General features: G+C 63.6%; 27 protein-coding genes. 15 read left to right on the plus strand and 12 right to left on the minus strand.

Annotated features, from left to right (window positions below; genetic code table 11):
* The first annotated feature begins 4 nt into the window (after positions 1-4).
* Positions 5-562: a hypothetical protein gene (locus CGK93_RS01675; protein WP_089593324.1), complete on the plus strand. Its 558-nt coding sequence runs from the start codon at positions 5-7 to the stop codon at positions 560-562.
* A 6-nt stretch (positions 563-568) separates the two neighbouring features.
* Complete coding sequence (locus tag CGK93_RS01680; RefSeq protein WP_089593325.1) at positions 569-1156, plus strand: TetR/AcrR family transcriptional regulator; 588 nt, start codon at positions 569-571, stop codon at positions 1154-1156.
* 122 nt (positions 1157-1278) lie between these two features.
* On the opposite strand, the gene CGK93_RS01685 is transcribed toward CGK93_RS01680, so the two are convergent.
* The 6 genes from CGK93_RS01685 to CGK93_RS01705 form a co-directional block, all read right to left on the minus strand.
* Positions 1279-1557: an HPr family phosphocarrier protein gene (locus CGK93_RS01685; protein ID WP_017197107.1), complete on the minus strand. Its 279-nt coding sequence runs from the start codon at positions 1555-1557 to the stop codon at positions 1279-1281.
* A 69-nt stretch (positions 1558-1626) separates the two neighbouring features.
* A complete protein-coding gene (locus tag CGK93_RS01690) occupies positions 1627-3657 on the minus strand; it encodes a PTS fructose transporter subunit IIABC (RefSeq protein WP_089593326.1) in 2031 nt (676 codons plus the stop codon).
* Positions 3654-4646, minus strand: a complete 993-nt coding sequence (locus tag CGK93_RS01695; protein WP_089593327.1) for a 1-phosphofructokinase family hexose kinase — start codon at positions 4644-4646, stop codon at positions 3654-3656. Before CGK93_RS01695 ends, CGK93_RS01690 begins: the two co-directional genes overlap by 4 nt.
* On the minus strand, positions 4643-5434 hold the full coding sequence (locus tag CGK93_RS01700; RefSeq protein ID WP_089593328.1) for a DeoR/GlpR family DNA-binding transcription regulator: 792 nt from the start codon (positions 5432-5434) through the stop codon (positions 4643-4645). Before CGK93_RS01700 ends, CGK93_RS01695 begins: the two co-directional genes overlap by 4 nt.
* Before the next feature lie 290 nt (positions 5435-5724).
* Positions 5725-5922 (minus strand): hypothetical protein, encoded by a 198-nt coding sequence (locus CGK93_RS23395; protein WP_157731563.1) that lies wholly within the window; start codon positions 5920-5922, stop codon positions 5725-5727.
* A gap of 253 nt (positions 5923-6175) precedes the next feature.
* Positions 6176-6607, minus strand: a complete 432-nt coding sequence (locus CGK93_RS01705; protein ID WP_089597095.1) for a hypothetical protein — start codon at positions 6605-6607, stop codon at positions 6176-6178.
* Between the two features lie 176 nt (positions 6608-6783).
* On the opposite strand from CGK93_RS01705, the gene CGK93_RS01710 reads away from it, so the two are divergent.
* The 3 genes from CGK93_RS01710 (at position 6784) to CGK93_RS01720 (ending at position 9444) form a co-directional block, all read left to right on the plus strand.
* On the plus strand, positions 6784-7557 hold the full coding sequence (locus CGK93_RS01710; protein ID WP_089593329.1) for a GAF and ANTAR domain-containing protein: 774 nt from the start codon (positions 6784-6786) through the stop codon (positions 7555-7557).
* Positions 7558-7772: 215 nt separating this feature from the next.
* Entirely contained in the window at positions 7773-8228 is a 456-nt protein-coding gene (locus CGK93_RS01715) for a hypothetical protein (RefSeq protein WP_089593330.1), read from the plus strand.
* Between the two features lie 37 nt (positions 8229-8265).
* Positions 8266-9444: a glutamate--cysteine ligase 2 gene (locus CGK93_RS01720; protein ID WP_089593331.1), complete on the plus strand. Its 1179-nt coding sequence runs from the start codon at positions 8266-8268 to the stop codon at positions 9442-9444.
* 77 nt (positions 9445-9521) lie between these two features.
* Here CGK93_RS01720 and CGK93_RS01725 read toward each other — a convergent pair whose 3' ends face one another.
* Both CGK93_RS01725 and CGK93_RS01730 read right to left on the minus strand, forming a co-directional pair.
* Positions 9522-9923 (minus strand): VOC family protein, encoded by a 402-nt coding sequence (locus CGK93_RS01725; protein WP_089597098.1) that lies wholly within the window; start codon positions 9921-9923, stop codon positions 9522-9524.
* Between the two features lie 10 nt (positions 9924-9933).
* Positions 9934-10401 (minus strand): helix-turn-helix transcriptional regulator, encoded by a 468-nt coding sequence (locus CGK93_RS01730; protein WP_089593332.1) that lies wholly within the window; start codon positions 10399-10401, stop codon positions 9934-9936.
* Positions 10402-10427: 26 nt separating this feature from the next.
* Here CGK93_RS01730 and CGK93_RS01735 point away from each other — a divergent pair, with 26 nt between their 5' ends.
* From CGK93_RS01735 to CGK93_RS01750, 4 genes are all read left to right on the plus strand, one after another.
* Positions 10428-11045 carry an alpha/beta hydrolase gene (locus CGK93_RS01735; RefSeq protein ID WP_089597099.1) on the plus strand — a complete coding sequence of 206 codons (618 nt, stop codon included), beginning with the start codon at positions 10428-10430 and terminating at the stop codon, positions 11043-11045.
* A 359-nt stretch (positions 11046-11404) separates the two neighbouring features.
* Complete coding sequence (locus CGK93_RS23400; protein ID WP_198318322.1) at positions 11405-11542, plus strand: hypothetical protein; 138 nt, start codon at positions 11405-11407, stop codon at positions 11540-11542.
* A gap of 14 nt (positions 11543-11556) precedes the next feature.
* Positions 11557-12282, plus strand: a complete 726-nt coding sequence (locus tag CGK93_RS01745; protein WP_198318323.1) for an HAD family hydrolase — start codon at positions 11557-11559, stop codon at positions 12280-12282.
* Positions 12283-12312: 30 nt separating this feature from the next.
* Complete coding sequence (locus tag CGK93_RS01750; RefSeq protein ID WP_089593334.1) at positions 12313-14667, plus strand: glycoside hydrolase family 65 protein; 2355 nt, start codon at positions 12313-12315, stop codon at positions 14665-14667.
* Positions 14668-14701: 34 nt separating this feature from the next.
* Here CGK93_RS01750 and CGK93_RS01755 read toward each other — a convergent pair whose 3' ends face one another.
* Positions 14702-16351 carry a PucR family transcriptional regulator gene (locus CGK93_RS01755; protein WP_089593335.1) on the minus strand — a complete coding sequence of 550 codons (1650 nt, stop codon included), beginning with the start codon at positions 16349-16351 and terminating at the stop codon, positions 14702-14704.
* A 129-nt stretch (positions 16352-16480) separates the two neighbouring features.
* Between CGK93_RS01755 and CGK93_RS01760 the strand changes: the two genes are divergently transcribed.
* The 6 genes from CGK93_RS01760 to CGK93_RS01785 all read left to right on the plus strand — a co-directional run bounded on the left by CGK93_RS01760 (position 16481) and on the right by CGK93_RS01785 (position 21817).
* Positions 16481-17770, plus strand: a complete 1290-nt coding sequence (locus tag CGK93_RS01760) for an alpha-hydroxy acid oxidase (protein ID WP_198318324.1) — start codon at positions 16481-16483, stop codon at positions 17768-17770.
* Between the two features lie 11 nt (positions 17771-17781).
* The gene (locus CGK93_RS01765) at positions 17782-18723 is read left to right on the plus strand and encodes a transporter substrate-binding domain-containing protein (protein WP_198318325.1); all 942 of its coding nucleotides are present in this window, start codon (positions 17782-17784) and stop codon (positions 18721-18723) included.
* A 12-nt stretch (positions 18724-18735) separates the two neighbouring features.
* Positions 18736-19659 (plus strand): amino acid ABC transporter permease, encoded by a 924-nt coding sequence (locus CGK93_RS01770; protein ID WP_089593336.1) that lies wholly within the window; start codon positions 18736-18738, stop codon positions 19657-19659.
* Positions 19659-20423, plus strand: a complete 765-nt coding sequence (locus CGK93_RS01775; RefSeq protein ID WP_089593337.1) for an amino acid ABC transporter ATP-binding protein — start codon at positions 19659-19661, stop codon at positions 20421-20423. Before CGK93_RS01770 ends, CGK93_RS01775 begins: the two co-directional genes overlap by 1 nt.
* A gap of 40 nt (positions 20424-20463) precedes the next feature.
* A complete protein-coding gene (locus CGK93_RS01780) occupies positions 20464-20844 on the plus strand; it encodes a RidA family protein (RefSeq protein ID WP_089593338.1) in 381 nt (126 codons plus the stop codon).
* Between the two features lie 163 nt (positions 20845-21007).
* Complete coding sequence (locus CGK93_RS01785) at positions 21008-21817, plus strand: RNA polymerase sigma factor (RefSeq protein WP_157731565.1); 810 nt, start codon at positions 21008-21010, stop codon at positions 21815-21817.
* Here CGK93_RS01785 and CGK93_RS01790 read toward each other — a convergent pair.
* The 3 genes from CGK93_RS01790 to CGK93_RS01800 form a co-directional block, all read right to left on the minus strand.
* The gene (locus CGK93_RS01790; RefSeq protein WP_232481513.1) at positions 21788-22195 is read right to left on the minus strand and encodes a hypothetical protein; all 408 of its coding nucleotides are present in this window, start codon (positions 22193-22195) and stop codon (positions 21788-21790) included. The two genes, CGK93_RS01785 and CGK93_RS01790, sit on opposite strands and share 30 nt — an antisense overlap.
* A gap of 150 nt (positions 22196-22345) precedes the next feature.
* A complete protein-coding gene (locus CGK93_RS01795) occupies positions 22346-22675 on the minus strand; it encodes a hypothetical protein (protein ID WP_089593340.1) in 330 nt (109 codons plus the stop codon).
* Positions 22676-22747: 72 nt separating this feature from the next.
* Positions 22748-24247 carry an MFS transporter gene (locus CGK93_RS01800; protein ID WP_089593341.1) on the minus strand — a complete coding sequence of 500 codons (1500 nt, stop codon included), beginning with the start codon at positions 24245-24247 and terminating at the stop codon, positions 22748-22750.
* Positions 24248-24286: the final 39 nt, after the last annotated feature.

Consider the following 24286-nt stretch of genomic DNA (forward strand, 5'->3'; position numbering starts at 1 on the left):
GTAAATGATCCTGATCGCGATCGTGGTGTGCGAAGTTGCGTTCTGGGTGGCGATCATCGCCGGGCTCGCAGCGCGGTATCTGCTGCGGAAACCCCGCCTCGGTAAAGCTCTCCTGATCCTTGCTCCGGTGATCGATGCTGTACTGCTGACCCTGGTCGCAGTCGATCTGCTGGGCGGGGGAACAGCCTCATGGCAGCACGGACTGGCGGCGATCTACATTGGCGTCTCCATCGCGTACGGCAAACGCATGGTGGCGTGGGCCGATGCGCACTTCCAGCACCGGTTCTCCGGCGGCCCTGCGCCGGAACGGCTCACAGGAACCCGCTACACGGCCAAATGCTGGCGGGATGTCATCCTCACTGCGTTGGCGGTAGTCATCGCCGCTGCGACCCTGGGAGCGATCATTCTTCTTGTCAATGACGCGGAACGAACCTCAGCGCTCTCGGGATTCTTTCGCATCCTGGGAATCATCTTCGCCATCGACTTCCTTTGGGCAGTGAGTTACACGATCTGGCCGAAGAAGGCCGCCCGAACCGTGCCAGCTGCTTCTTCTTCGCGGTGAAACGCCATGCCCCGGAGAATCGACGCAGAGGCACGCACCGCAGCGATTGCGGAGGCTTCGTTACGTGTCCTTGAACGTGATGGGCTCCAGGGTCTGTCCGTGCGTGGGGTCGCAGCGGAAGCGGGCATCGCCGCCGCTTCGTTGCGGCGGGCCTTTGCCACGCAGCATGCCCTCAGGGAGTACTGCCTGCAACTCATTGAGGACCGGGTCACCGCCAGGGTCTCCGCGCTTGAGCTGACCGGCCGCGCCCTGGTTGATGCGTTGTTGCTGCAGTTGCTCCCTCTCGACAAAGAGCGGCGCTTGGAACTGGTGGCACAAGTCCAACTCGGCGTTCTGTCCCTTACCGACAGTGAGCTTCGTCCTGCTGCGACCAGGCTAAGCGACGCAGTAGAGCGCGCATGCCGCGCAGCTGTGCAAATCCTGGCTGAAACGGGTCAGTTCCACGCGGAGCGCGATCCAGAGTATGAAGCCCAGCGGCTACGTGCACTTCTTGACGGAATCGCGATGCATGGGTTGTGGAGTGGGGAGCTGCCGGAGTCGAGCCAGATGCCCGGCATGCTTGCTCGCCATCTCGACGAGCTCGCCGGTCCATAACCCGTTGTCGCTGCCTCGCTTGACGGTGACACCGGAGACGCCGACAGCCACAAAAAGAGCCTGGCGACATCCGAATCCGGGAGTCGCCAGGCTCTTTCAGCAGCGCTGAGGGTTGAGTGTCCCTACTCGGCGTCGTGGTCCGTTTCCAGGATCTTCACCAGGCTGTCCAGGGCGGCGTCGGCACCTTCACCTTCGGCGCGCAGCACCACCACGTCACCGTGGGAGGCGCCCAGGCTCATCAGGGACAAGATGCTGGCGGCGTCCATGGCGTCATCGGCGGGTTCGCCCTGGCGTGCGATGGTGACATCGAGGTCCAGGTCCCCTGCTGCCTCGGCAAAGATGGCTGCAGGGCGGGCGTGGAGGCCGACGCGGCTTGCGATGGTGGCTGTACGTTCTGGCATTGGTGCTCCTTTTGTGAAGGGTGGCGGTTGTGGGAGGTGGCGTTGTGGGAAGTCTAGACCGCTGGGGGTTTAGACGCTGGCGGTTGCCGGCGCGGCTTCCGCTTCCACCGGCTTTTTGACGGCAAAGCGCTTGAGGGCGATGACGGCCAGCGCGCTGACCACCATTCCAGCCACGATGGCGATGATGAACATCGGCAGGTTGCCAATGGCGAAGAAGACGAAGAAACCGCCGTGGGGAGCCTGGGAAGTTACTCCCGTGGCCATGCAGAGTGCACCGGTCAGGGCGCCGCCCACCATGCTGGCGGGAATGACGCGCAGGGGGTCTGCTGCAGCGAAGGGAATGGCGCCTTCGGAGATGAAGGATGCACCCAGCAGCCAGGCCGCCTTACCGTTTTCACGCTCGTTGAGGGTGAAGAGTTTCTTGTTCAGGACCGTGGCAAGGGCCATGGCCAGCGGCGGAACCATGCCGGCTGCCATCACTGTGCCCATGATCAGCCACGGAGCCTGGTTGTCTGCGCTGCCCGCGCTCAGGCCGGCAACTGCGAAGGCGTAGGCAACCTTGTTGACCGGACCGCCGAGGTCGAAGCACATCATGAGGCCAAGGATGATGCCGAGAACTACAGCCGATGCGCCACTCATGCCGGTGAGCCAGTTGTTGAGAGCTACCGTAAGGCCGGCAATGGGACCGCCGAGGACCAGGAACATCAAGCCGGACGCAACGATGGAGGCCAGCAGCGGGATGATGACCACGGGCATCAAGCCACGGAGCCAGCGGGGTACCTGCCAGGTTCCGATCAGATGCGCGACGTAGCCGGCCAGGAGGCCGCCGACGATACCGCCGAGGAACCCTGCACCCATAAAGCCTGATACGGCACCGGCGACGAAGCCGGGGGCGATACCGGGCCGGTCGGCGATGGCGTAGGCGATGTATCCAGCCAGTGCCGGGACCAGGAAGCTCATGGACAGGGCACCGATCTTGAACAGGACCGCACCGAGGTAGATGGCAAGGCCACCTTCAGGCAGGTTGCCGAAGTTGTTCTCCAGCACCACCTTGTCCGCTACTTCGGTGATGTCGTAGCCGCCCAGCAGGAAGCCCAGCGCGATCAGCAGACCACCGCCGGCAACGAACGGAATCATGTAGCTGACGCCGGTGAGGAGCGCACGCTTCAGCTTCTGGCCAATGTGTTCACCCTTCTCCTCCTCGGCACGCTCAGCCTGCTCTTCGGCGCCGGCATGGGGAACGCGGCGTGCGCGGGGGTCCTCAGCAGCTGCAAGTGCTTCCTGGACCATCTTGGTGGGTTCGTCGATGCCACGCTTGACGGGAGCGTTGATGACCGGCTTGCCGGCGAAGCGCTCCTTGCCGCGAACATCAACGTCGACGGCGAAGATCACCGCGTCGGCTGCTGCAATCACAGCAGGGTCCAGCGGCTTGGCGCCTGAGGAACCCTGGGTCTCCACCTGCAGGTCAACGCCCATCTCCTTGGCCGCGGCAACCAGCGAGTCAGCAGCCATGTACGTGTGTGCAATGCCTGTGGGGCAAGCGGTCACGGCCACAATGCGCTTGGGTGCGGCAGCCGCCGTCGTGCCGGCAGCAACAGCGCCCGAAGTGGCAGCAGCGGGTGCAGCCTCGGCGGGCGCAGCTGCAGGCTTGTCCGCCAAGGCGCCGTCCACGAGGTCCACGATGTCCTGCTCGGTGGCAGCCGCACGCAGTGCTGCCGTGAAGTCCTTTTTAATGAGGGACCGGGCCAGCTTGGACAGCAGCTTCAGGTGTTCCTGGTCCGCGCCATCCGGGGCTGCGATGAAGAAGATCAGGTCTGCCGGGCCGTCCTTGGCGCCGAAGTCCACCTTGTGGGACAGCCGGGCCATGGCCAAGGCAGGCTCCTGGACCGCAGCAGAGCGGCAGTGCGGGATGGCGATGCCGCCGGGGACGCCGGTTGCGGTCTTCTGCTCGCGGGCGAAGGCGTCGGTAAAGAGCCCTTCAACCTCGGAAGCACGGCCGGTGGCGGCAACTTTGCCGGCCAGGACGCGGATGACGTCGGCAGGGGAGTCGCCCAGGTTTTGGTCGAGGGTGACCAATTGGGTTGTGATCAGCTGGGTCACTGTGAGTCCTTCTGGAGGGCCGTGATGGTTACGGCATTGGGGGTTGTCTGGTGGACTGCCGGGACAGTGGAGCCCGGCAGGGAGGCAGCAGCGGCACCATGTGCCACGGCTTGACGAAGGCAGTCCTGCGCGGAGCCGCCTTGGGTTGCAGCCAGCAAGTAGCCGGCCAGCGCAGAGTCCCCGGCGCCTACCGTGCTGACGGCTTTGATGGGCGGATGCGTGGCCAGCCACGCTCCGTCCGCCGTCACCAGGATTGCTCCTTTGGACCCGAGTGTTGCGAGAACGGCGCCTACACCGCTGGCGACGACGGCGGCTGCAGCTTCAGCGGCTTTGGCCGGGTCTGCTTCCAGTTCGTCAGCGGTGGAGACGCTGGTGAAACCGGCGGCCGCGGCAAGCTCTGCGAGCTCTTCCGCGTTCGGCTTCAGGAGGTCCGGCTTCCCGGAGGCATCGCCCACCAAAGACGCCGCAAGCGGCGCCCCGGAGGAGTCAATGGCGATGCTTGGGGAGGCCGTTCCATCCGGGGTCAACCGGAGCCGGCGGGCGATGGTGGCGTAGAAATCCGCGGGAACTCCTGGTGGGAGCGAACCTGCGAGGACCACCCAGCTCGCGCCACGGGAGCGTTCCAGCAGCAGCCCGATCAGGGCTTCCTGCTGTTCCTCGCTCAGCTCCGGGCCGGGTTCGTTGATCTTGGTGGTGACGCCGTCCGGTTCGGTGAGAGTGACATTGCTGCGCAGCGCCTGGCCGATGGGCAGCGCCGCGAACGGCACACCGCCGTCGTGCAGTCCGGAAAGGACCGGATCCGAATCCGCGCCCGGAAGGACTGCCACGGTGTCGAGGCCGGAGGCCACGAGCGCCCGTGAAACGTTGACGCCCTTTCCGCCCGATTCCTGATGGACGGCCACGGCGCGCTGCACCTCGCCGCGGGCCAGGGCGCCGGGGAGTTCCACCGTGCGGTCCAGGCTGGGGTTGGCAGTCAAGGTGACGATCATGCGATCACCACGTCTACGCCGGCGTCGGCCAAGGCCGCGGCGAGTTCTGCGGACGGTTGGCTGTCTGTAATCAAGGTGTCAACATCCTTCAAAGTGGCGAACTGGACCAGCGTTTCGGAGTCCAGCTTGGAAGAGTCGGCCAGGGCCACTACGCGGCGGGCAGAGGTGACGAAAGCGGCTTTTACCGCCGCTTCCTCAGGATCGGGGGTGCTGAGGCCGAAGGTTGCATGGATACCGTTGGCACCCACAAAAGCGATGTCCGGGCGAAGTTTGTAAGCGGCTTCCACCGTGGACTGCCCGACGGCGGCTTGCGTCAGTCCGCGGACCCGGCCGCCAAGGATTTGCAGTGCTATGCCCGGCGTGGAGGAAAGTTTGCCTGCGATGGGAATGGCGTGGGTAATCACCACGAGTTCATCGTTTCCGTTGGCCGCGGGTGTCCGCTGGGCCAGCAGGTCTGCCAGGGTTTCCGTGGTGGAACCTGCGTCCAGCAGGATGCTGCCCGTTGTGAGCTCCGGGATCAGCCCGAGGGCTGCGTTGGCGATGCGGAGTTTCTCCACCTGGCGCTGTACCGCCCGCTCAAGGATGCTTTCCTCGCGGGTGCTCAGGCGGTCGGAAGGTACTGCACCGCCATGGACGCGGCGGAGGTTTCCGGAGACTTCGAGGGCCGCGAGGTCGCGACGGATTGTCTCAGTGGTGATGCTGAAACGGTCGGCAAGGTCTGTGACGCTCACCCGTCCGCGCTCTGCGACGAGTGCGGAGATCAGTTGCTGGCGTTCTTCGGCGAACACTTACCCTCCATTGCGGTCAAGCCAGGTCTTCAGGACGGCCACTTCCGTGACTGCTGTCACAACGATGTGGAATTGCTTGACTCTATCTTTGTTTATGTTGGTAAGTCAAGAGAAATCAACATAAACAAAGATCTTGGGGATCGCCGTTACTGGACATGCCAAAGGGCATGCCGCGCTCCCTGTAGCGCGACATGCCCTCGTGCGGATCCTGACTGGGGGATCCTGCCAGGATCCGGTCTCTGGAAGTGACCGGGAGTAACGTGCCCGGCGGCGAGGTGTGTCCGGTTCCCCTACGTCAGGGGAGCGGGCGGTTCCCCGTGCCCGGGCGGGGAAGGCACGGTGGGCCCCGGCGTGGGGTCAGGAACCGGCGGCGGTCCCGGCTCCGGCAAGGGAACAGGCTCGGGTGTAGGGCCGGGTTCGCGGGTTGGGTCCGGGCTGGGATCGCGGGTGGGGTCCGGATGTGAAGGGTCCGGTGGGAATTCACTCATGGTCAGGAACTCCTTTGACGCGACGAATGGTGCGGTCTGAGGCTTTCCGGGACGGACGAGGGATACCAGGTGGTGTCCCATCCGGAGCTCCGGTAGTCGATGGGCAAATTATCTGGATCCGGCGGGTCTGGAAGCTTCCGCCTGCCGGCAGGCCTGAGTTGCGGGCCGGCTGTCGATGGTTCTTTCCTCTGTGATTCTGTGTGCATGCTTTCCCTCCCGGTAGCTCCAGAACTGGTGTTGCGGCCGCTGATCCTCATTCCGGGATCTCCATGCGGAAGCCGCAGTGGCATCCGAGGATGCGTGTGTTGATGAGGACCTCGTACATCCTCAACTGGCCGCCGGGCCTCAAGACCAAGGGGGCTTGGATCCGGCGAAGCTCGCAGCTCTTGGTCTTCATGGGCTCGCCGCAATGCAGATACTGGCCGCCGAACTGCAGCACGCCCTGGGAGACACCTGGACGGTTCAGTACCAGCGCAACCCTCTGGACAGACGCAACTTGTTGATAGGCGTACCTGCAGGCGTGGCACTCGTAGGCGACTTCAACCATGTTGGGCGCGGGCGGATAGTGCGACTGGATGGAGTTCACCAGAAGGTGCTTGTCTGTATTGCAGCGCTTGCACCAAAGGGGCTCGTCAGGCGGTTGATGGGCTTCGTCCGGGATTCTGGACGCTGGCTGGGCCGGCATGGTCTGCACCTCTGCATGGAAAAATGCGGGACGCCCGTCTGCATGAGCTGGGAAAGCCTGGTCCTCTCGCGGGGACTGTAGCTAGATTGTGCACATAGCTGCACCGTAGATGCAAGGATTCTGCAACCATTCCTGACGGGGTGACAAGCCCGGCCCGGACGATCGTAAACTAAGGCATGAGCGAAATGAACGTTGACTTGGTGCTGCCTGATGCCGCCTCAGCGCCTGACGACGATTCGGTACCTGACCGTCTTCAAGACCTTGTCATCGACAGCGAGGACGTGGGCGGATTCCTGGGAGAACTAGCGGTCTTTTCGGCAGCGGCTGTGTCCCAGGCCGTTGGCATGCCTGTGCACTGCGGCATCACCCTGAGCCGGCGACGACGTACGGCAACGGTGGCCGGGAGCACCCCCGAAGCCAGGTTGATCGACGAAATTCAGCAGGCATACGGTGATGGGCCGTGCCTGGAAGCGATGCGAAGCCGTGCCACCGTGCACGTTCCGGACACCTCCACCGAAGCGCGGTGGTCGGAGTACTGCGCCGTCATCGCCGCGCGAGGCCATCTTTCAGCCCTCTGCGTCCCTCTGGAGTTGGACGAAGGAGCTACTGCTGCGCTGAACTTCTTCGCCCCCCATGCCGGCGTCTACGACGAAGCCACCATCCGAAACTGCGAGCTGTACGCCAGCCAGGCCGAACGCTCGCTGCGGTTGGCCGTGCGCATCGGAGTGAAGCAGCAGCACGCTGACGATCTCCAGGACGCCATGCAATCCCGGACCGTCATTGACCTTGCCAGCGGAATCATCATGGGGCAGAATCGCTGCACCCAGGAAGAGGCGTTCCAGATTCTGAAGAAGGCCTCCAGCACCCGGAACCAGAAGCTGCGGGAGGTTGCAGAGTCACTGGTCAAGGGTGTGGCCAATCAGGCTCCTGTTGCCCATTTCGAGCCCTGAGCCAGACAGGCGGACTCCCGGCCGCGAGGCCGTGACTTGTGACGCGCACCACTGGTGAACTACATTTTAGGTGGGTTAAGCAGACAGCCCTTGGAACCTCATGTCACCTGGTGCCATCACGGATGGTCCAAGAACTGCACTCTTAGCCGTGGCCGCCTTCGGCCGGCTCTCCGTGCACGCATGCGGGCTCCTTGGAGAAGTAAAGGAGAATGGCAATGACGCTTGGATCCCTGCCCGTCCCGAAGCCTGCCAGAGGGACGGATCCCGCAACCGGTGAGACCGGAGCGCGGCCCTGGTGCACAGTGTGCGGCACTGATTCGTACATTTTTGTTGAAACCGTGGTTGAAGCCCAACCGAATCAGTCCGAGGTAGTAGAAGTCAGCTACACCTGCAGCGAGTGCGATACGTTCTACGCCCACGCTGTCCGGCTGGAGGCCTTGGTGCCTGAGATCCAACGCGAGTTTCTCTCCACTTCCGCAGCGGGACTCTGGTTCAGCTGCACCCATTGCGGCGATCCCATGACCTTGGGACGTCCCACCGAGCGGGTGATTGAGGCGCCCCGGACCACGGATGATCCGGACAGCCCCAGCCTCCTGGAGGTCTACTTGCAGACGCAGGTGCTGCATTGCCGTTGCGGTTTCCAAATGGAGGTTCCACGCCACGTTGGATGACCGCCGTCTCTGAACAACCAACAGCGGGAGGGTGGCTATGCGCACGTTTGGTGTTGAAGAGGAACTGTTGATCGCGGATCCCGCGGACGGCACGCCTTTGGCGTTGGCCGCAGAGATCCTGGACGTGGCGGCTCCCCTCTACGGAGAAGGAACCGGAGAAACAACCCGCGGGGAGGCCGGCACTGATAAGGCCGGCGCCGGGAGCGCGACGTTGAAGTCGGAGTTCAAACAGGAGCAGGTGGAGGTCAACTCGCGTCCTTGCCGGACTGCGGCCGAACTCAGGGCCGAGATCCGTGCCGGGCGGGAGTTGTCTGACAAGGCCGCGCGGGCCGTGGGCGCGCGCGTTGCGGCGTTGGCCACCCCGCCGGTCTTCCATGCCACACCCACGCTGGGCAACCAGCGGTACACGGCGATGGGGACGGAATTTGGCTTGATTTCGCGTGAGCAGCTCACCTGCGGCTTCCACGTCCACGTGTCCATCGAATCACCGGAAGAAGGGGTTGCCGTCCTTGACCGGATGCGGCACTGGCTGCCCGTCCTCCTGGCCTTGAGCGCCAACTCTCCTTTCTGGATGGGAGCCGACACCGGCTTTGCCAGCTACCGCACGCAGATCTGGAACAGGTGGCCCACGGCCGGCCCCATGGACGTTTTCGGTTCAGCGGAAGGCTACCAGGCGATCCTCTCCGAGCTGTTGGGGACGGGCGTTCCATTGGATGAGGGCATGATCTACTTCGATGCCCGCCTCTCCAGGGGGCACCCCACCGTTGAACTGCGGATCGCCGACGTCTGCCTGTACGCCGAAGACGCCCTCACCATTGCCGTCATTGCCCGTGCCCTGGTGGAGACTTCGGCGGCTGAGTGGCGTCAGGGAAAACCGGCGTCAAGCACATTGACGCCGGTCATCCGCATGGCGAACTGGAAGGCCAGCCGCTTTGGCATCAACCAGCAGTTGCTGCACCCGCTCGAGCAGCGGCCCTATCCCGCCGCGGACGTAGCGGGCGCCCTGCTCCGGCACGTTCGTGTGGCCTTAACAAGGGCCGGCGACCTCGCGCTCGCACGGGCAGGCGTGGCCAACATCCTCCGCCGGGGCACCGGCGAGCGGCTGCAACGCCAGGCGTACAGCCAGCGGCGCCGGCTGTCCGACGTCGTGTCCGCCGCCATCGCGTCGACGCATCAGGATGGCGAAAGGTCCGACGCCGGACTGCTGAGTCGGTGACAGCCGGCCCGCTGGGTCTGCGGTAACCGAGCTGGAAAGCCGCCGGCAGCCGGGAAGCCGCCACCACCCCTGATTGATCAGCCCTGGTTGATGCGGATCATGTTGCCGGAAGGATCGCGGAAGGCGCAGTCGCGCGGACCCCATGGTTGGTCGATCGGTTCCTGGAGTACCTCGGCTCCGGACGCACGGAGTTTCTCGAACGTGCCGTCCAGATCATCCGTGGTGAACACCAGCATGGGCATGACGCCCTTGGTCAGCAGTTCCTGGATGGCGTCGCCGTCGGCCTGGGAGCGGCCGGCATGCGGCGGGGAAAGGACCAGTTCAAGATCCGGCTGGGCATCGCTGCCGATGGTGACCCAACGCTGGCCGTCGGAGCCGACGTCGTTCCGGACCTCGAAACCCAGGGCGTCGCGGTAGAAGGCGAGCGACTCATCCACATCGTTGACAGTGACATGTGCGTACTTCAATGAAATGTTCATGAACCACACGCTATTGCAGCTGTGACGTGGGCGCTTCTTCAATCCTGCTCAGTGTTTCAGGATCGGGAGTCCTGCCTTTGCTGGTTCTTTCGGGGCGCGTGTGTTGTTTCGCGATGCAGTTGGGCATGGCCTTGACGGCGTGGTGTTCGCGGGAGCGGTATTCGCTGGGGTTGATGCCTACGATTTCCGTGAAACGCGTGCTGAAGGATCCCAGCGACGTACAGCCCACTTCCATGCAGGCGTCCGTGACGCTGGTCCCCGCCCGGAGCAGGGCCATGGCCCGCTCGATCCGCCGGGTCATGAGGTAGTTGTAGGGCGATTCTCCGTAGGCGGCCTTGAACTGGCGGGAGAAATGCGCGGGGGACATGAGGGCGCCGGCGGCCATGGTGGGGACGTCCAACGGACGCGCATACTCGCGGTCAATGAAGTCGCGGGCGCGCCGCAGATGGGCCAGGTTGGCCAGTTCCTGCGGAGTCATGGCGCCAGTCTACTAGGCTCATGCCCATGGATTCAGTGGTGTGGTCAAAGCCCGAAAACCAGCGCGAGGGCACTCCGTTGCTGGTGATGATGCACGGGTATGGAACCAGCGAACAGCGCATGGTGGAACTCTTTCCGCATCTCCCCGGTGAGTTCACGTGCGCTGCGCTTCGCGGTCCCAAGGTGATCGGCGATCATTACGGCTGGTTCCTGCTGGACTACTTCCTGACCAACGACTTTGCTGACGTCATAGCGTCCACCAACTCGGTGTTCAACTGGATCAACTCCGTCAAGGACAACCACAGCAGCGTCAGCTTGCTGGGGTATTCGCAGGGCATGGCCATGGCCAGCACGCTCCTGCGCTTGCGGCCCCACGCCTTCAAGGCCACGGTGGGCCTGTCCGGTTTTGTGCTGGACAACGACCTCCTTGCCCTGAGCGAGTCCTTCGATACCCCGCCGCCGTTCTTCTGGGGCCGGGACAAGGCCGATCCCGTGATCAATGAGGACGCGATTGCCCACACTGCCGAGTGGCTGGAAGCCAACGTGGCACTGACGGCACGGACCTATCCGGGCATGGGCCACAGGATCGAGCCGCCTGAACTGGTGGACGTCAGCGCCTTCTTGAAGTTCTACGTGCTGGGTTAGGGCTATGGGGTGGAGCCCGGATTAGAAGGCATCCGGCCGCCGGAATCAATCTCGTGGTGCGATTCACGTCACAATTCCGCATTCGAGTGCACTCTATTGAATGACAAAATTGTAAGCGCTTACACTTTTGGCTGATGACCCGACGCGGGTCTCACGTGAAGGCGTCAGGCGAGCATGGAAAGGGTTGAGGCCGTGGTGCATGGCAGGGCCCCGACAGCCACAGCCTGGTTGTTCGCCCAGGAGGCTTCCGTGGGACAATATAGGTATCGATGATGAACACGCAGCCTGGCAGGCACCCCAACACCTGCTGGGGCTGGGTATGGAAACTTGGCCGTTCTCTTGAGCAATGACCCCCCGTTGTGACTGAGCGGGCAATGACGGACCTCATCGCCCGCGGCGCGAGGCCCACGGCGGCGTTTGCCTCTGGTGAAAACCCCTCCAACCACCTGCTCGATACCAAGCTCATCGAACGCAAAACCACGCGCCGCAAGCGCTGAACGGAATACTGCACATGACTGATCTTCGTAATGCCTGGACGGGCGCTTCGGCGCTGTTGTTCGACCTCGACGGCGTGCTGACGCCTACTGCCGTGGTGCACGAGCAGGCGTGGCAGGAACTGTTCGACGGTTACCTGGCCCAAACGGGACACCCGCAGGGCTATCAGGAGAGCGATTACTTCGACCACATTGACGGCAAGCCGCGCTTCGATGGCGTCCGGGATTTCCTGGCATCCCGCGGCATCACGTTGCCCGAAGGCCCGGTCCACGACCACCCGGACAACGTCACCGTGCAGGGCCTGGGCAACCGCAAGAATGCCATCTTCAACGAGATCGTGAACTCCCGCGGTGTTGAGCCGTTTGAAGGTTCGGTCAAATTCATCAATGCCGCGGTTGAACTGGGTCTCAAGGTGGCTGTCGTGTCCTCCTCACGCAACGCGCCTGCCGTCCTGAAGGCCGCCGGCCTGGACCACCACTTCGAGGTGGTGGTGGACGGCCAGGTGGCCGCCGCCGTCGGGCTTCCCGGCAAGCCTGACCCTGCCACCTATGTTTATGGCGCAGGCCTTCTGGGCGTGCCTGTGGAGGAATGCATCGTGGTGGAGGATGCGGTGTCCGGGGTGCAGGCCGGCGCAGGTGCCGACTTTTACGCCGTGATCGGCGTGGACCGCGGGGCGGGCCGCCAAACCCTGCTCGACGCCGGTGCCACGTTGGTGGTGGACGACCTCAACGATCTTCTCTGACCCTACTTTTTCGAAGGATTTCAACCGCCCATGGCACTCATCAGCTCCGATCGGCTGCGCTTCCCCTGTGAGCCCTGGAAGCTCGTGGAGAATATCCACGTCCCCGGTGACGAGGGAACGCTGGAAACGCTGTTCGCACTTGGCAACGGCCACCTTGGTATCCGCGGCTCGCACTCAACAGCGGGCGACGGCGAACTTCCCGGCACGTTCATCAACGGTTTCCACGAGATCTGGGACATCAAGCACGCAGAGAATGCTTACGGTTTTGCCAGGACCGGTCAACGGATTGTGTATGTCCCGGATGCCAACAACTTCACGGTGTCGATCGATGGCGAGGCGCTGAGCCTGGCTGAGTCCACGGTGACTGACTACAGCCGCAGCGTGGACTTTTCCACCGGCGTCTATGAAGAGAGCATCACGTGGGCCTGCCGTTCGGGTGCGACCGTTACCACGGTGGAGCGCCGGGCGGTGGGGTTCGATTCGCGCGGATGCCTTGGCCTGGAACTGTCGCTGACAGCTGACCGGGACGTGTCCGCGGACATCACTTCCGGCGTCGTGAACCGTCAGGACCAGCCTGTGGAGGACCAGTCGGCCCACGATCCACGCCGTTCGGGCCGGCACGCCGGCCGTGTCCTGCTGCCGTTGCACCTGCAGGGTGCTGACGGCTCCCTGCGCCTTGCATGGGAGACGGCCGAATCGCGTCAGCGCGTGGCCATGGCCGTGGATCACTGGATCTCCGCGGAAGGCCAGCCATTCGAGACGGTGGTGGGCGAGGACGACTCATCCGTCCGCTACGTTCTGGCAATCCACGACGGCGACACGTTCCGTTTGGAAAAAACGGTCAGTTACCTGGTGGCAGGCTCCACGGACGCCGAAGACCGCGGCGAAAGCTTGGCAGCGGAAGCCGAAGCGAAGCTGGTGCCGTTCGCCGACATCCTGGCCCAGAGCAAAGCGCACTACGACGAATACTGGACCACGGCCGACATCTTGATCGGTGGCCAGCCGGAGATGCAGCAGGCGGTCCGGTGGGGACTGTTCCAGCTGGCCCAGGCCACTGCGCGTGCCGGTGTTGCCGGAATCCCCGCGAAGGGGGTGAGTGGTTCCGGCTACGAGGGCCACTACTTCTGGGACCAGGAAATCTACCTCCTGCCGTACCTGACGTACACCAATCCTTGCGGTGCCCGGAAGGTCCTGGAATCGCGGCACGCCATGCTGCCCGACGCGCGGGTGCGCGCCAAGGAGCTCAGCGTGGACGGTGCACTGTTCCCATGGCGGACCATCAACGGGCTTGAGGCCAGCGCCTACTACGCCGCCGGTACGGCCCAGTTCCACATCGCCGCGGCCATCGCGTTCGCCGCCAACCGGTACGAATGGGCCAGCGCAGATCCCACCTTCCGCGCGGAATTGGGTGCCGACCTGCTGATCGAGACAGCACGCATGTGGGCTTCGCTGGGCTTCTTCGGCAAGGACGGCATGTTCCACATCCACGGTGTCACCGGCCCGGATGAGTACACTGCCGTGGTCAATGACAACCTGTACACCAACGTCATGGCGCGCTTTAACCTTCGTGCAGCCGCGGCGTTGGAGCACGAAGGCATTGCTGGCACCGAGCGTTTGGTGTGGCGTCAGGCAGCCGAGCGGATGTTCCTTCCGTACGATCCGCACCTGCAGCTCCACAGCCAGGACAACGACTTCATGACCCTGGAGCCGTGGGACTGGAACACGCCCAAGTCCAAGTACCCGCTGCTGCTGAACTTCCACCCGTTGGTGATCTACCGGCACCAGGTCCTCAAACAGGCCGATACCGTGCTGGCAATGTTCCTTCAATGGCAGGACTTCTCGGCCGAGGAGAAGCAGCGCGCCTTCGACTTCTACGATCCCATCACCACAGGTGATTCCACCTTGTCCGCCTGCGTGCAGGGCATCATGGCCGCCGAGGTGGGGTACGGCGACGTCGCGCTCCAGCACTTCACCGAGGCGCTGTTCATCGACCTCGACAACTCGCACGGCAACACGATCGACGGCGTCCACATTGCCTCCACCGGGGGGATCTGGAGCTCCTTGGTCTGTGGTTTCGCCGGCATGCGGGACCAAGGTGAGGTGCTGCGCTTCGATCCACGCCTGCCTGTGAAGTGGGAAGGCCTGTCCTTCCGCCTCAAGGTCCAGGGACGCCTGCTGGCCGTGGACCTGGCGCAGGGTTCCATCGAGCTCACACTCATCCCCGGGCCGGACTACAGCGACGAACCGTTCCACGTGAACGTGCGGGAGCAGGTGGTCACGGTCGGTGCGGATACCGTCCTGGTTCCGCTCGAAGCGGTACCGGTGCCACCGCCGTCGATCTTCCCCAGCGTCTTCCCGACGGCGGGACTTCCGATCATCCGGTAGCCTCCAGGCTGCGCTGGGCTACTGGAGCCGGGAGTTACGTGGAGGCAAGGTCCATGGTGGTCAGGCGCAGCCACAACCACAGCCGTTTCTGCGGATCCGCCAGGTCCAGGTTGAAGTCCTCGGCCAGGCGGGTCACGCGGTAGCGGACCGTGTTGTTGTGGACATGGAGCTGGGCGGCCATGGCCGAAATATTTCCGTTGCTCGCAAGATAGGCGCGGAGGGTGTCCAGATAATCCGTTTGCTGCTCGGCGTCCCGGGCCTGGATTCTGGCGATTTCGTCCGTGCCACCCAGTCCGTTCTCCTCAATGAATGCCCCGATCTTCAGCAGGTTCAACGGAATCTGGAAGTCCTCATAGAGGGCGACTCCCGGTGTCTTTCCGGTGCCGGCTGTCTTTCCGGCGCGCACCTGCAGGTTCAGCAGGTGGTTCAGCGTCTGGACGGCCTCGGACCGGGATCGGGGAAGGCCCTCAATGCCTTCGGCAATGCCCCCCACGGTGGCGATGACCGGGAACGAGCTGATGGTGTGTGAATACGCCTCAATTTCCTGGATGATCCGCCCATGCAAGGCCCGCGGCGAGGTCCCCTTGCAGGGCAGGAGCGCGTAGACCACTGAGCCGAGCAATGCGCTGTGGCCGGTGCCGAACTGCACGTTGCAGACCGTGGTCACCAAGTGCAGCAGCCGATGGATGTCCCGCACTGATTCCAGGCTTCCGGTCTCCGGGCGGACGATCGAGAAAGCGGCCACGGCCAAGCCGTTGGCGGTGTCCAGCCCCAGTTGGGCGGCAGCGAACGATGCATGCGGGGTGTCGTCCATCAGCGTCCGGATGAGGTCCGCATTGCGACGCTCCCCGAAGTCCGAGGCAGAGCGGGCATGCAGCATGTGCAAACCGGCCAACGGTGCCATCCGGTCCAGTGCATTCAGTGCCGCAGCCCGGTTTTCCTCGCCGGGATCGATGATCCAGATGGAACCGAGCAGCTCACCCCCGGCCCGGACGGCCAACGCAAGGCGGGCCATGCCGTCGTCGGGCGCTGGCACCAGCACCGCTCCCGGGGCGGCGTAGACGATCTTGAAATCCTGGTCGAAAGCCGGCGGCGTGGTTTCCTCCAGGGTGAGCGTGGTGATGCGCCGGAGCTCATCGATGGGCTGGCCGGGCAAGGTGGAATAACCAAGAATCCGTCCCAGCGGATCCACGATACTCGCGGCGCCGTTGGTGATGGAGGCCGCGGCGTTGGCGAAAGCGTAAAGGTCTCCCAAGCGGACCCCGGCCACCGAGTCGGCCGCTGCGCCCATGACTGAGGCCCTGGCCAGTGCCACCAGCCGTGTCCAGTCGGCGTCGTCCGGCGCCACCAGCACGGACAAGCTGTATCCCACCGCTGCCGAACGCAGCTGCTCCATCTTGGCGCCATGCGCTTTCACGATCACCGCGGCGGCGTTGCTGTTTGCTGCCCTGTGGAGGAGTTGATCAAAATCCGGTGAGCCGTAGGTGCATCCGACGGCCAGGATGATGCGGTCATCCACGCTGGACCAGTGGTCCAGGGGATCGTACATCAACACGTCCGAGACAGGGTGTCCCAGGTTCTCCGGCGTGGGGTTGGCGTGCACCAGGTCCGCTTGCATCAACTGGATGCAGTCGGACAACCGCACGGCTGATTGCTGGATCCCTGGCTGCTGGGCTACGTCCATAGCTGGACGTTATCACAAGGCCAATATGCATCTTGTGGAGGAATTCACATATAGCACGGGAGAGATCTGCGTCACTATTGGGAAAGGAGCTGGGCGGGTAACCCAGCAGTAACGCAGAGGACCAACCCCATGAAACTCAAGGACATCAAGGCGCTCGCCTCGGTGCAGGGACCAGCCCGATCCGTCGCGGAACGGCTGTCCCGGAAGTGCTACAGCGTGGAAGACATGCGCAAGCTGGCAGCCAGGCGCCTGCCCAAGAGCATCTTCGAGTACATCGAAGGTGGAGGCGAGGACGAGGTCTCACTCCGCCGCAACCAGTCGTCGTTCGAAGACTGGTCCTTCCTCCCCAAGTGGGGATCGCTGGAGAACTTCGACCTCAGTTCAACCCTCCTGGGCGGCCCGGCTTCCATGCCGGTGACCCTCTCGCCCACAGGCGGTACCCGGCTGTTCCATCCGGAGGGAGAGTCCGCCGTGGCCCGGGCAGCGCTCGCTGAGGGAATTCCCTACGGACTGGCCCACCTCAGCACCACTACCATGGAAGATGTCAGCGCTGCCGCGCCGGGACTCCGCCGGTGGTTCAACCTGGAACCCACCCCGGACAAGGGCCTGCTGCAAGCCGTCCTGGACCGGGTGTCCAACGCCGGCTACGAAGCACTGCTGGTCAACGTTGATTGCCGGGCCATCGGCCACCGCGAGCGCGACTACCGCAACGGGTTCACCGCACCCCCGTCCATCAAGCCCAAGACGGTGGTGGAGGGCATGCTGCACCCCGCCTGGGCCTTGGGGTTCCTGGCCAACGACGCCATTGCTTTCCCCAACCTGGATGCCGAGGTTCCGGAAGGCCCGCTGGCCAGTTCCCCGGACATGTGGCGCACGCTGCTGGCCGGGTCCTATGAGCCCACGGATTGGGATGACATCCAGGATCTGCGGGCGCGCTGGAACGGACCGATCATCCTCAAGGGCGTCGTCAACCCGAACGACGTCGCGCTGGCCGTTGCGCTGGGCATCGACGCCATCCAGGTCAGCAACCATGGCGGACGGCAACTGGACCACATGGCCGCTCCCTTGGATGTCCTGCCGGACATTGTGGACAGGGCCGCCGGCCAGTTGGAAATCATCGTCGACGGCGGCATCCGCCGCGGTTCCGACGTGGTCAAAGCACTGGCGCTGGGCGCGGATGCCTGCTCCATTGGGCGCCCCTACCTTTACGGACTGGCCGCAGCCGGCGAAGCCGGCGTGGCGCACGTCCTGAAAATGTTCCGATCCGAAATGACCCGCACCATGATGCTCCTCGGAGTGTCAAGCATCGAAGAACTGCGGACGGAAGGCCGGGACTTGATCCGGCACCGCAACGAAGCCTTCGCCCGCACCCAACCCACCAGTATCCCAAGGCCGCCCCCATGGGCCTTGCACAAATGAGGACTCCCTAAATGAACAATGTCTCAGCCACTCAGCGAACCAAACGTGCCTTACCTGCCGTCGTCCTGACGGCAGCGCTCATGCTGGCGGTGACGGCTTGCAGCCCCACCGGCAACGCATCGACGTCGGGCCCGTCCGGCGGTGCCGCCGCAGGAGGCACCGGCGTGCCCGCGCTGGAAGTCAACCAGGCCGCCGTCGAGCTTCTGCCGGAGTCCATCAAGGCGTCCAAGGTACTGCGCGTGGCCATCCCCACCAACGAGCAGCCGACGCAGTTCTACCGTGAAGGCACGCAGGAAATGACCGGAACCAACCCGGACGTGGCCCGTCTCATCGGCGAGGCACTGGGTGTCACAGTGGACATCCAGGTGGCCAACTTCGACTCCATCATTCCCGGCCTGGCGGCCAACCGCTACGACATGACTGTGTCCTCCATGACCCCCACGGAGAAGCGCATGGAAGTCCTGGACTTTGTTGACTACATGCAGATCGGCAACGCGATCGCCGTACCCCAGGGCAACCCGGCAGGCATCAAGGATGAAACCGCGCTCTGCGGCAAGAAGGTAGGGCTGCTCACTGGTTCCTACCAGCTGACCGTGAACGTTCCTGACTACGATGCTGCCTGCGCTGCAGCCGGCAAGAACGCCATCCAGAAGAGCGAATTCCAGGACACCCGGCAGGCGATCTCCGCGCTGACCAGCGGACGCCTGGACACGGTCCTGGCCGATTCGCCCATCCTGAACTTCGCTGCCACCCAAAACCCGCAGATCGAGATTGCCCGGACGTATGAATTCGCTCCTGTAGGGGTGGGCATGCCCAAGGAATCCGGCCTGGTGAAATCCGTCTCCGCCGCCCTGGATGCCGTGATCAAGAGTGAGTCCTACACCAAGGTCCTCGGGAAATACGGGCTGGAGACCAGCGCCATCACCGAAGCCCGCGTCAACTTCGCCCAGTAAAAGGTGACAACCATGCAAAAGCAACCCTCAGTTCCCGATACCAAGGAGCCGGTTACAGCGGGTTCGAGTGATTCGATTCCCGTGGTGCCACTGAAGCATCCGGTCCGTTTGGTCCTGGCAGTGGTTCTCATCCTGGTGGCGCTCAGCGCCGCGTGGGATGTGGCCGTGAACGAACGGTACCGGTGGGACGTGGTGGCGTCCTACCTGTTCGCTCCGCAAATCCTGGCCGGTGCCGGGCTGACCATCCTGCTGACGGTGGTGTCCATGACGGTCGGCATAGCGCTGGGTACGCTGCTCGCCATCATGCGGCTCTCCGAGAACCCCATCCTGAGCACCATCAGCCGCGGCTACATCTGGTTCTTCCGGGGCACGCCACTGCTGGTCCAGTTGATCTTTTGGTACAACATTGCGGCCCTCTACCCGGTCATTGCCTTCGGGCTTCCGTTCGGTGGACCGTCCGTGGTCCTGGGCTCCGCGAACGTCCTGATTTCCCCGTTGGGGGCAGCCCTGCTGGGGTTGTCCTTGAACGAGGCCGCCTACATGGCGGAGATCATCCGCGGCGGCATCGGTTCCGTGGACAAGGGCCAGTACGACGCCGCCCGCGCTTTGGGTATGAGCGGCGGAAAGCTCATGAACCGGGTGATCCTGCCGCAGGCCATGAGGGTGGTGCTGCCGCCCACCGGCAACCAGGTCATCTCCATGCTGAAGGGCACGTCCCTGGTGAGCGTCCTGGCGATCTCGGACCTGCTCTACTCGGCGCAGATCATCTATGCGAACAACTACCAAACCATTCCGCTGTTGATCGTTGCCAGCGTCTGGTACCTGCTCATGACCACCGTCCTGAGCTTCTTCCAAAACAAACTCGAACGCAGGTACGGCCGCGGTTTCGACTCAGCACCGCGACGGACCCGCAAGCCCAAGACAAGGACAGCATGATGACTACTGCCATGGTGGAAGCCCGGGGAGTCCGGAAGAACTTCGGTGTTATCGAAATCCTGAAAGGCATTGACCTCAGGGTTGAAAAGGGATCCGTGACCTGCCTGATTGGCCCGTCCGGTTCCGGCAAGACCACGTTCCTGCGGTGCATCAACCACCTTGAAAAAGTTGATGCCGGCAGGCTCTACGTCGACGAGCACTTGGTGGGCTACACCGAGCGCAACGGGAAGCTCTACGAGATGAAGGAGCGCCAAACTGCCCGGTCACGGCTCAACGCGGGCATGGTGTTCCAGCGTTTCAACCTCTTCCCGCATATGACCGTACTGGAGAACATCATCGAAGCACCGGTGCATGTCCTTGGGCGGCCCCGCCGTGAGGTGGTGGTGGAAGCGCAGGCCCTGTTGGACCGTGTTGGTTTGGGCAACCGCGGACACTCCTATCCGCAGGAGCTTTCCGGCGGGCAGCAGCAGCGGATCGCGATTGCCAGGGCGCTGGCCATGAAGCCAAAACTGATGCTCTTCGACGAGCCCACGTCCGCGCTTGACCCCGAGTTGGTGGGCGAAGTCCTGGACGTCATGAAATCCCTGGCGGAGGCCGGAATGACCATGGTGGTGGTCACGCACGAGCTTGGCTTCGCCCGACAGGTAGCCGATCAAGTGGTGTTCATGGACGGCGGCGTCGTGGTGGAAAGCGGCCCGCCCGAGCAAGTGTTGGGCAGCCCCCGGCACGAACGCACCAAGGCGTTCCTCTCCAAAGTTTTGTAAGCAACAACGTTCCTTCAGCACCACGAAAGGCATCACCATCATGACCCGTCTCCAAGTCGCCACGGACCTGGCACCAAGCCCGGCCGGCCCTTACTCCCAGGCAATTGTGGCCAACGGGCTCCTGTACACCGCCGGCCAGACGCCGCATGATCCCATCACGGACGAGCGCGTGGGGATCACCATCGAGGAACAGACCATCCAGGCCATGGAGAACCTGGGTCACGTCCTGGGCGCGCACGGACTGGACTTCTCCCACGTGATCAAGGCCACTGTCCACCTGCACCACCCTCGTCGCGACTTTGACGGCTTCAACGCCATCTACGAAAAGTACGTCGTAGCCCCATACCCGGCGCGGACCACCGTGGGTTCTTTCCTGGGTGACTTCCTGGTGGAGATCGACGTCGTGGCGTCCATCCCGTAGCAACCACCCCCGCAGGAACGTCCCAACACCTTTCACGCGGCCCCGTCCGATGCATGTCACAGCCCATTGGGCGGGGCCTTCCCTGACTGCGCCCACAACACGGCCGCATCACGTCAATCCCGGCAGCTCCGTCGCGGCTTGTCCATCCCTTGAAAGGCCTGTTATGTCAGTCCAAACAATGCCCTGCCCAAACCGCGGTGACCCCGCTCCTGCAGAACCACTGAGCGACCAACAGCTGCTGGCGATGGTGCGGGGAGGTGATGTTGCCGCCTTCGGCGAGCTGTTCATCCGGTACCGGCGGGTGGGAGGTTTCGTGGCCCGCGCGGAATCAGACAACCCAAGTGACGCCGCAGACATAGTGGGTGAAGCGTTTGCCGCCGTCTTCCAAGCGATCATCGAGGGCAGGGGTCCTGTGGAGTCGTTCCGGCCCTATCTCCTGACCACCATACGCAGGATGGCCCACCGAAAGAACCAGATGTCCGCCCGGCTGGTCCTCGCTGACTCCAGCACGGTGGCTGCCCGGGCCTTTGCCGGCGACGATCACGTCCTGGGGACCCACGAGACCATCATTTTGGTGCACGCCTTCCGTGAACTTCCCAGGCGCTGGCAGGATGTGCTCTGGTATGTGGACGTTGAGGGCCTCAAGCCGGCACAAGCCGGCCCGTTGCTGGGGTTGACCCCGAACGCCCTGTCCGCCTTGGCCATGCGTGCACGCGAGGGGCTCCGGCAAATGTACCTGCAGAAACATGTGGGCGAGCCCACCATTCAGTCCTGTGCACCCTATCTGAGGCATTTCGGCAGGTATGTCCGCAACGGTTTGAGCGGAAATGCGCAGGCCAAAATAAGGCGGCACACGGATCAATGCACCCACTGTTCAGCCGTCCTGGCGGAACTCCGGGAGCTTCAGGCTTCCATGGGCGCCAACGCCAAGGGCCAGCCGGCGTTAGGCGACGTCTTTGTCGGGGGCGACTGATGTCTGTCCTGCCACCACTGCGTCGCCTGCCGGCGACTTTCCCGTTGCTTGTTTCGCCAGCAGACGTCGACGCTCCAGCTCGCAGTTGATCAAATCCAGCAGGGCCTGCGCTGGTTCGGATAAGTGATGAGTGTCGGGTGATCCGAGTTGGTCGCAATGGACCAGTACGTGGCGGATGCGTTCCAGCTCCCGCGACGGCACCAACGGCCAGCGGTGGAACAACTGCCGAACGGCTATTGCTCCGAGGAGGGCGTCGGGTTTGTTGGCCACGCCATGGTTGCCGTGTTGAGCGGCTGCCCGTCGCCTGGCGATGGTGGCCGCCGAGAGCGCGACGCCATGGGCCATGAGATTCTCGGCCTTGAGTGAATTCGGGGCCATGGGGGACCTCCCCGGGTAGGGCGAAGGAAGCCGTTTGCCTGACTTTGAAATTAGCTTACAGAATGTGACTTATGTCATGTCAATAATGACGCGGGATATCCGCCGTCGTGATCTGAAATTCCGTTCTGCGGCTGCGGCCGGCGGACCTCGTCACGGGATGCGCCGGACCGCCATTTTGTTTTGATCGAAGTGATGGCGCGCCCGGCGGAGAAAGCTGCCGAGCGCCTCTGTTTCCGACTCGGTGCGAAGTATTGAGAAGTCTATGATCCCAGCGCGCTCGTCAGTGTCCCACACGCGCCAGCCCGTGCCGTCACGGTCGATCCAAGCCGAAAGTTCGGCGCGGCCGGTCCGACCGAACCAGTTTGCGGTTGCCACGCGAACTGTGGCGAGATATTCCGCTACCCTCGCCATGGTCAGGGATTCGGGGTCCGCCAGCAACTCGTCCAAGCCGTGCAGATAGTGCAGCTCTTGATTGTGCATGGTCCCAGTATCCTTCGGAACTGTCCTGGAGACATGGGCGCCGCCACCCAGGCAGGTGGCGGCGCCGGTCGTTCAGCCCAGGTGAACGTGCGGGGTGTCGCTGGTCCCGCTGAAGCTCTTGCGGTCGATTCTGATCAGGAGAAGTGCGAGTGGGGTTATCACAACCGCCACCCCGGCCGCCCAAAGGAACACCATTGAATAGCCCGAGGTCAGCGCCGCAAGGGGCCCGCCGGCAGTTGTCGTGGTCGCTGCCGCGGTGGCAGCAGCCGCGATGGCGCTGAAGAGTGCTATGCCCAGCGATCCGCCGATCTGCTGCGAAGCGTTGACCAGGGCGCTCGCCACCCCGGCGTCGTCCTTGTCCACACCGAAGAGGGCCAGGTTCTGCATGGGGACGAAGACCAGGCCCAGCCCGATGCCCATGAGGATCAACGCAGGCAGCATGTTCACCGCGTACGTCCCATCCGGCGTGACCTGGGTGAGCCACAGCATGGCTGCGGCCATGAAGACCGGACCAACTGCGCTGGGGACCTTGGCGCCCAACCGGGGCAGGTTTTTCGCAGCAACGCCCGCCGTGATGATCAGTACCACCGTCATGGGCAAGGACGCGATTCCGGCCGCGAACGGGGCGAAGCCCAGAACGATCTGGAGGTAGAAGTTGATGAACAGGATGCCACCGATCAGCACTGCTCCGGCGAGGAAGGACGCCAGGAACGCTGCGGCGCGGTTGCGCTCGGTGGCGACGCGCAGCGGAAGAAGCGGGTTCTTGACCTTGCGTTCGACGGCGACGAAAAGTACCAGCAACAGCGCACCTGCCGCAATGAAGCCCCAGGATTCCATTGCACCCCAGCCGTGCTCGGCGTTGGCGAAACCGTAGACCAGGGAGCCCAAACCCAAAGCGGCAAGAACGACGCCGGGCCAGTCGTATTTGGTGGAGCCTCCCGCTTTGCTTTCGCCCACCAAAATCCACACACCGATCAGCGCGATGATTGCGATGGGTACGTTGACGAAGAAGCACCACCGCCACGATACAAATTCGGTGAGGAATCCGCCCAGCAGCACTCCCGCAGCTGCACCCACACCGCTGATGGAGCCGAAGATGGCGAAAGCGGTGCCGCGCTCCTTGCCGCCGGGGAAGGCCACCGTCAGGAGTGCCAAGGCCGCCGGCGCGAGGAGGGCAGCGAAGATGCCCTGGAGTGCGCGGGCTCCGATGAGTTCCCAGGGCTGCTGGGCCAAGCCGCCGATGAGTGATGCCGCCGCGAAGCCTGCCGAGGCCGTGATGAAGGTCCGCTTCCGTCCCCAGAAATCGGAGATCCGTCCGCCCAATAAGAGGAAGGCGCCGAAGACCAGGGCGTACGCAGTGACCACCCAGGAGCGGGTGGAGTCACTGATGCCCATTTCCAGCTGGAGGCGGGGGAGTGCCAGGTTCACGATGGTGCCGTCCAGAACCACCATGAATTGGGCCAGAGCCAGGAAGGGCAAAGCCCGCCAGCCGATGTTGGCCTTACCGCCCGGTGGGGCTGGTGTGTTTGCTTGGGCTTGTCCGCCCGATGTCTCCAGTAGTTGCGATGCCACGCGTCACCCATTCTTGAAAGTAGTAATACTTATACAAGT

Source organism: Arthrobacter sp. YN, assembly GCF_002224285.1.
GTDB lineage: Bacteria > Actinomycetota > Actinomycetes > Actinomycetales > Micrococcaceae > Arthrobacter.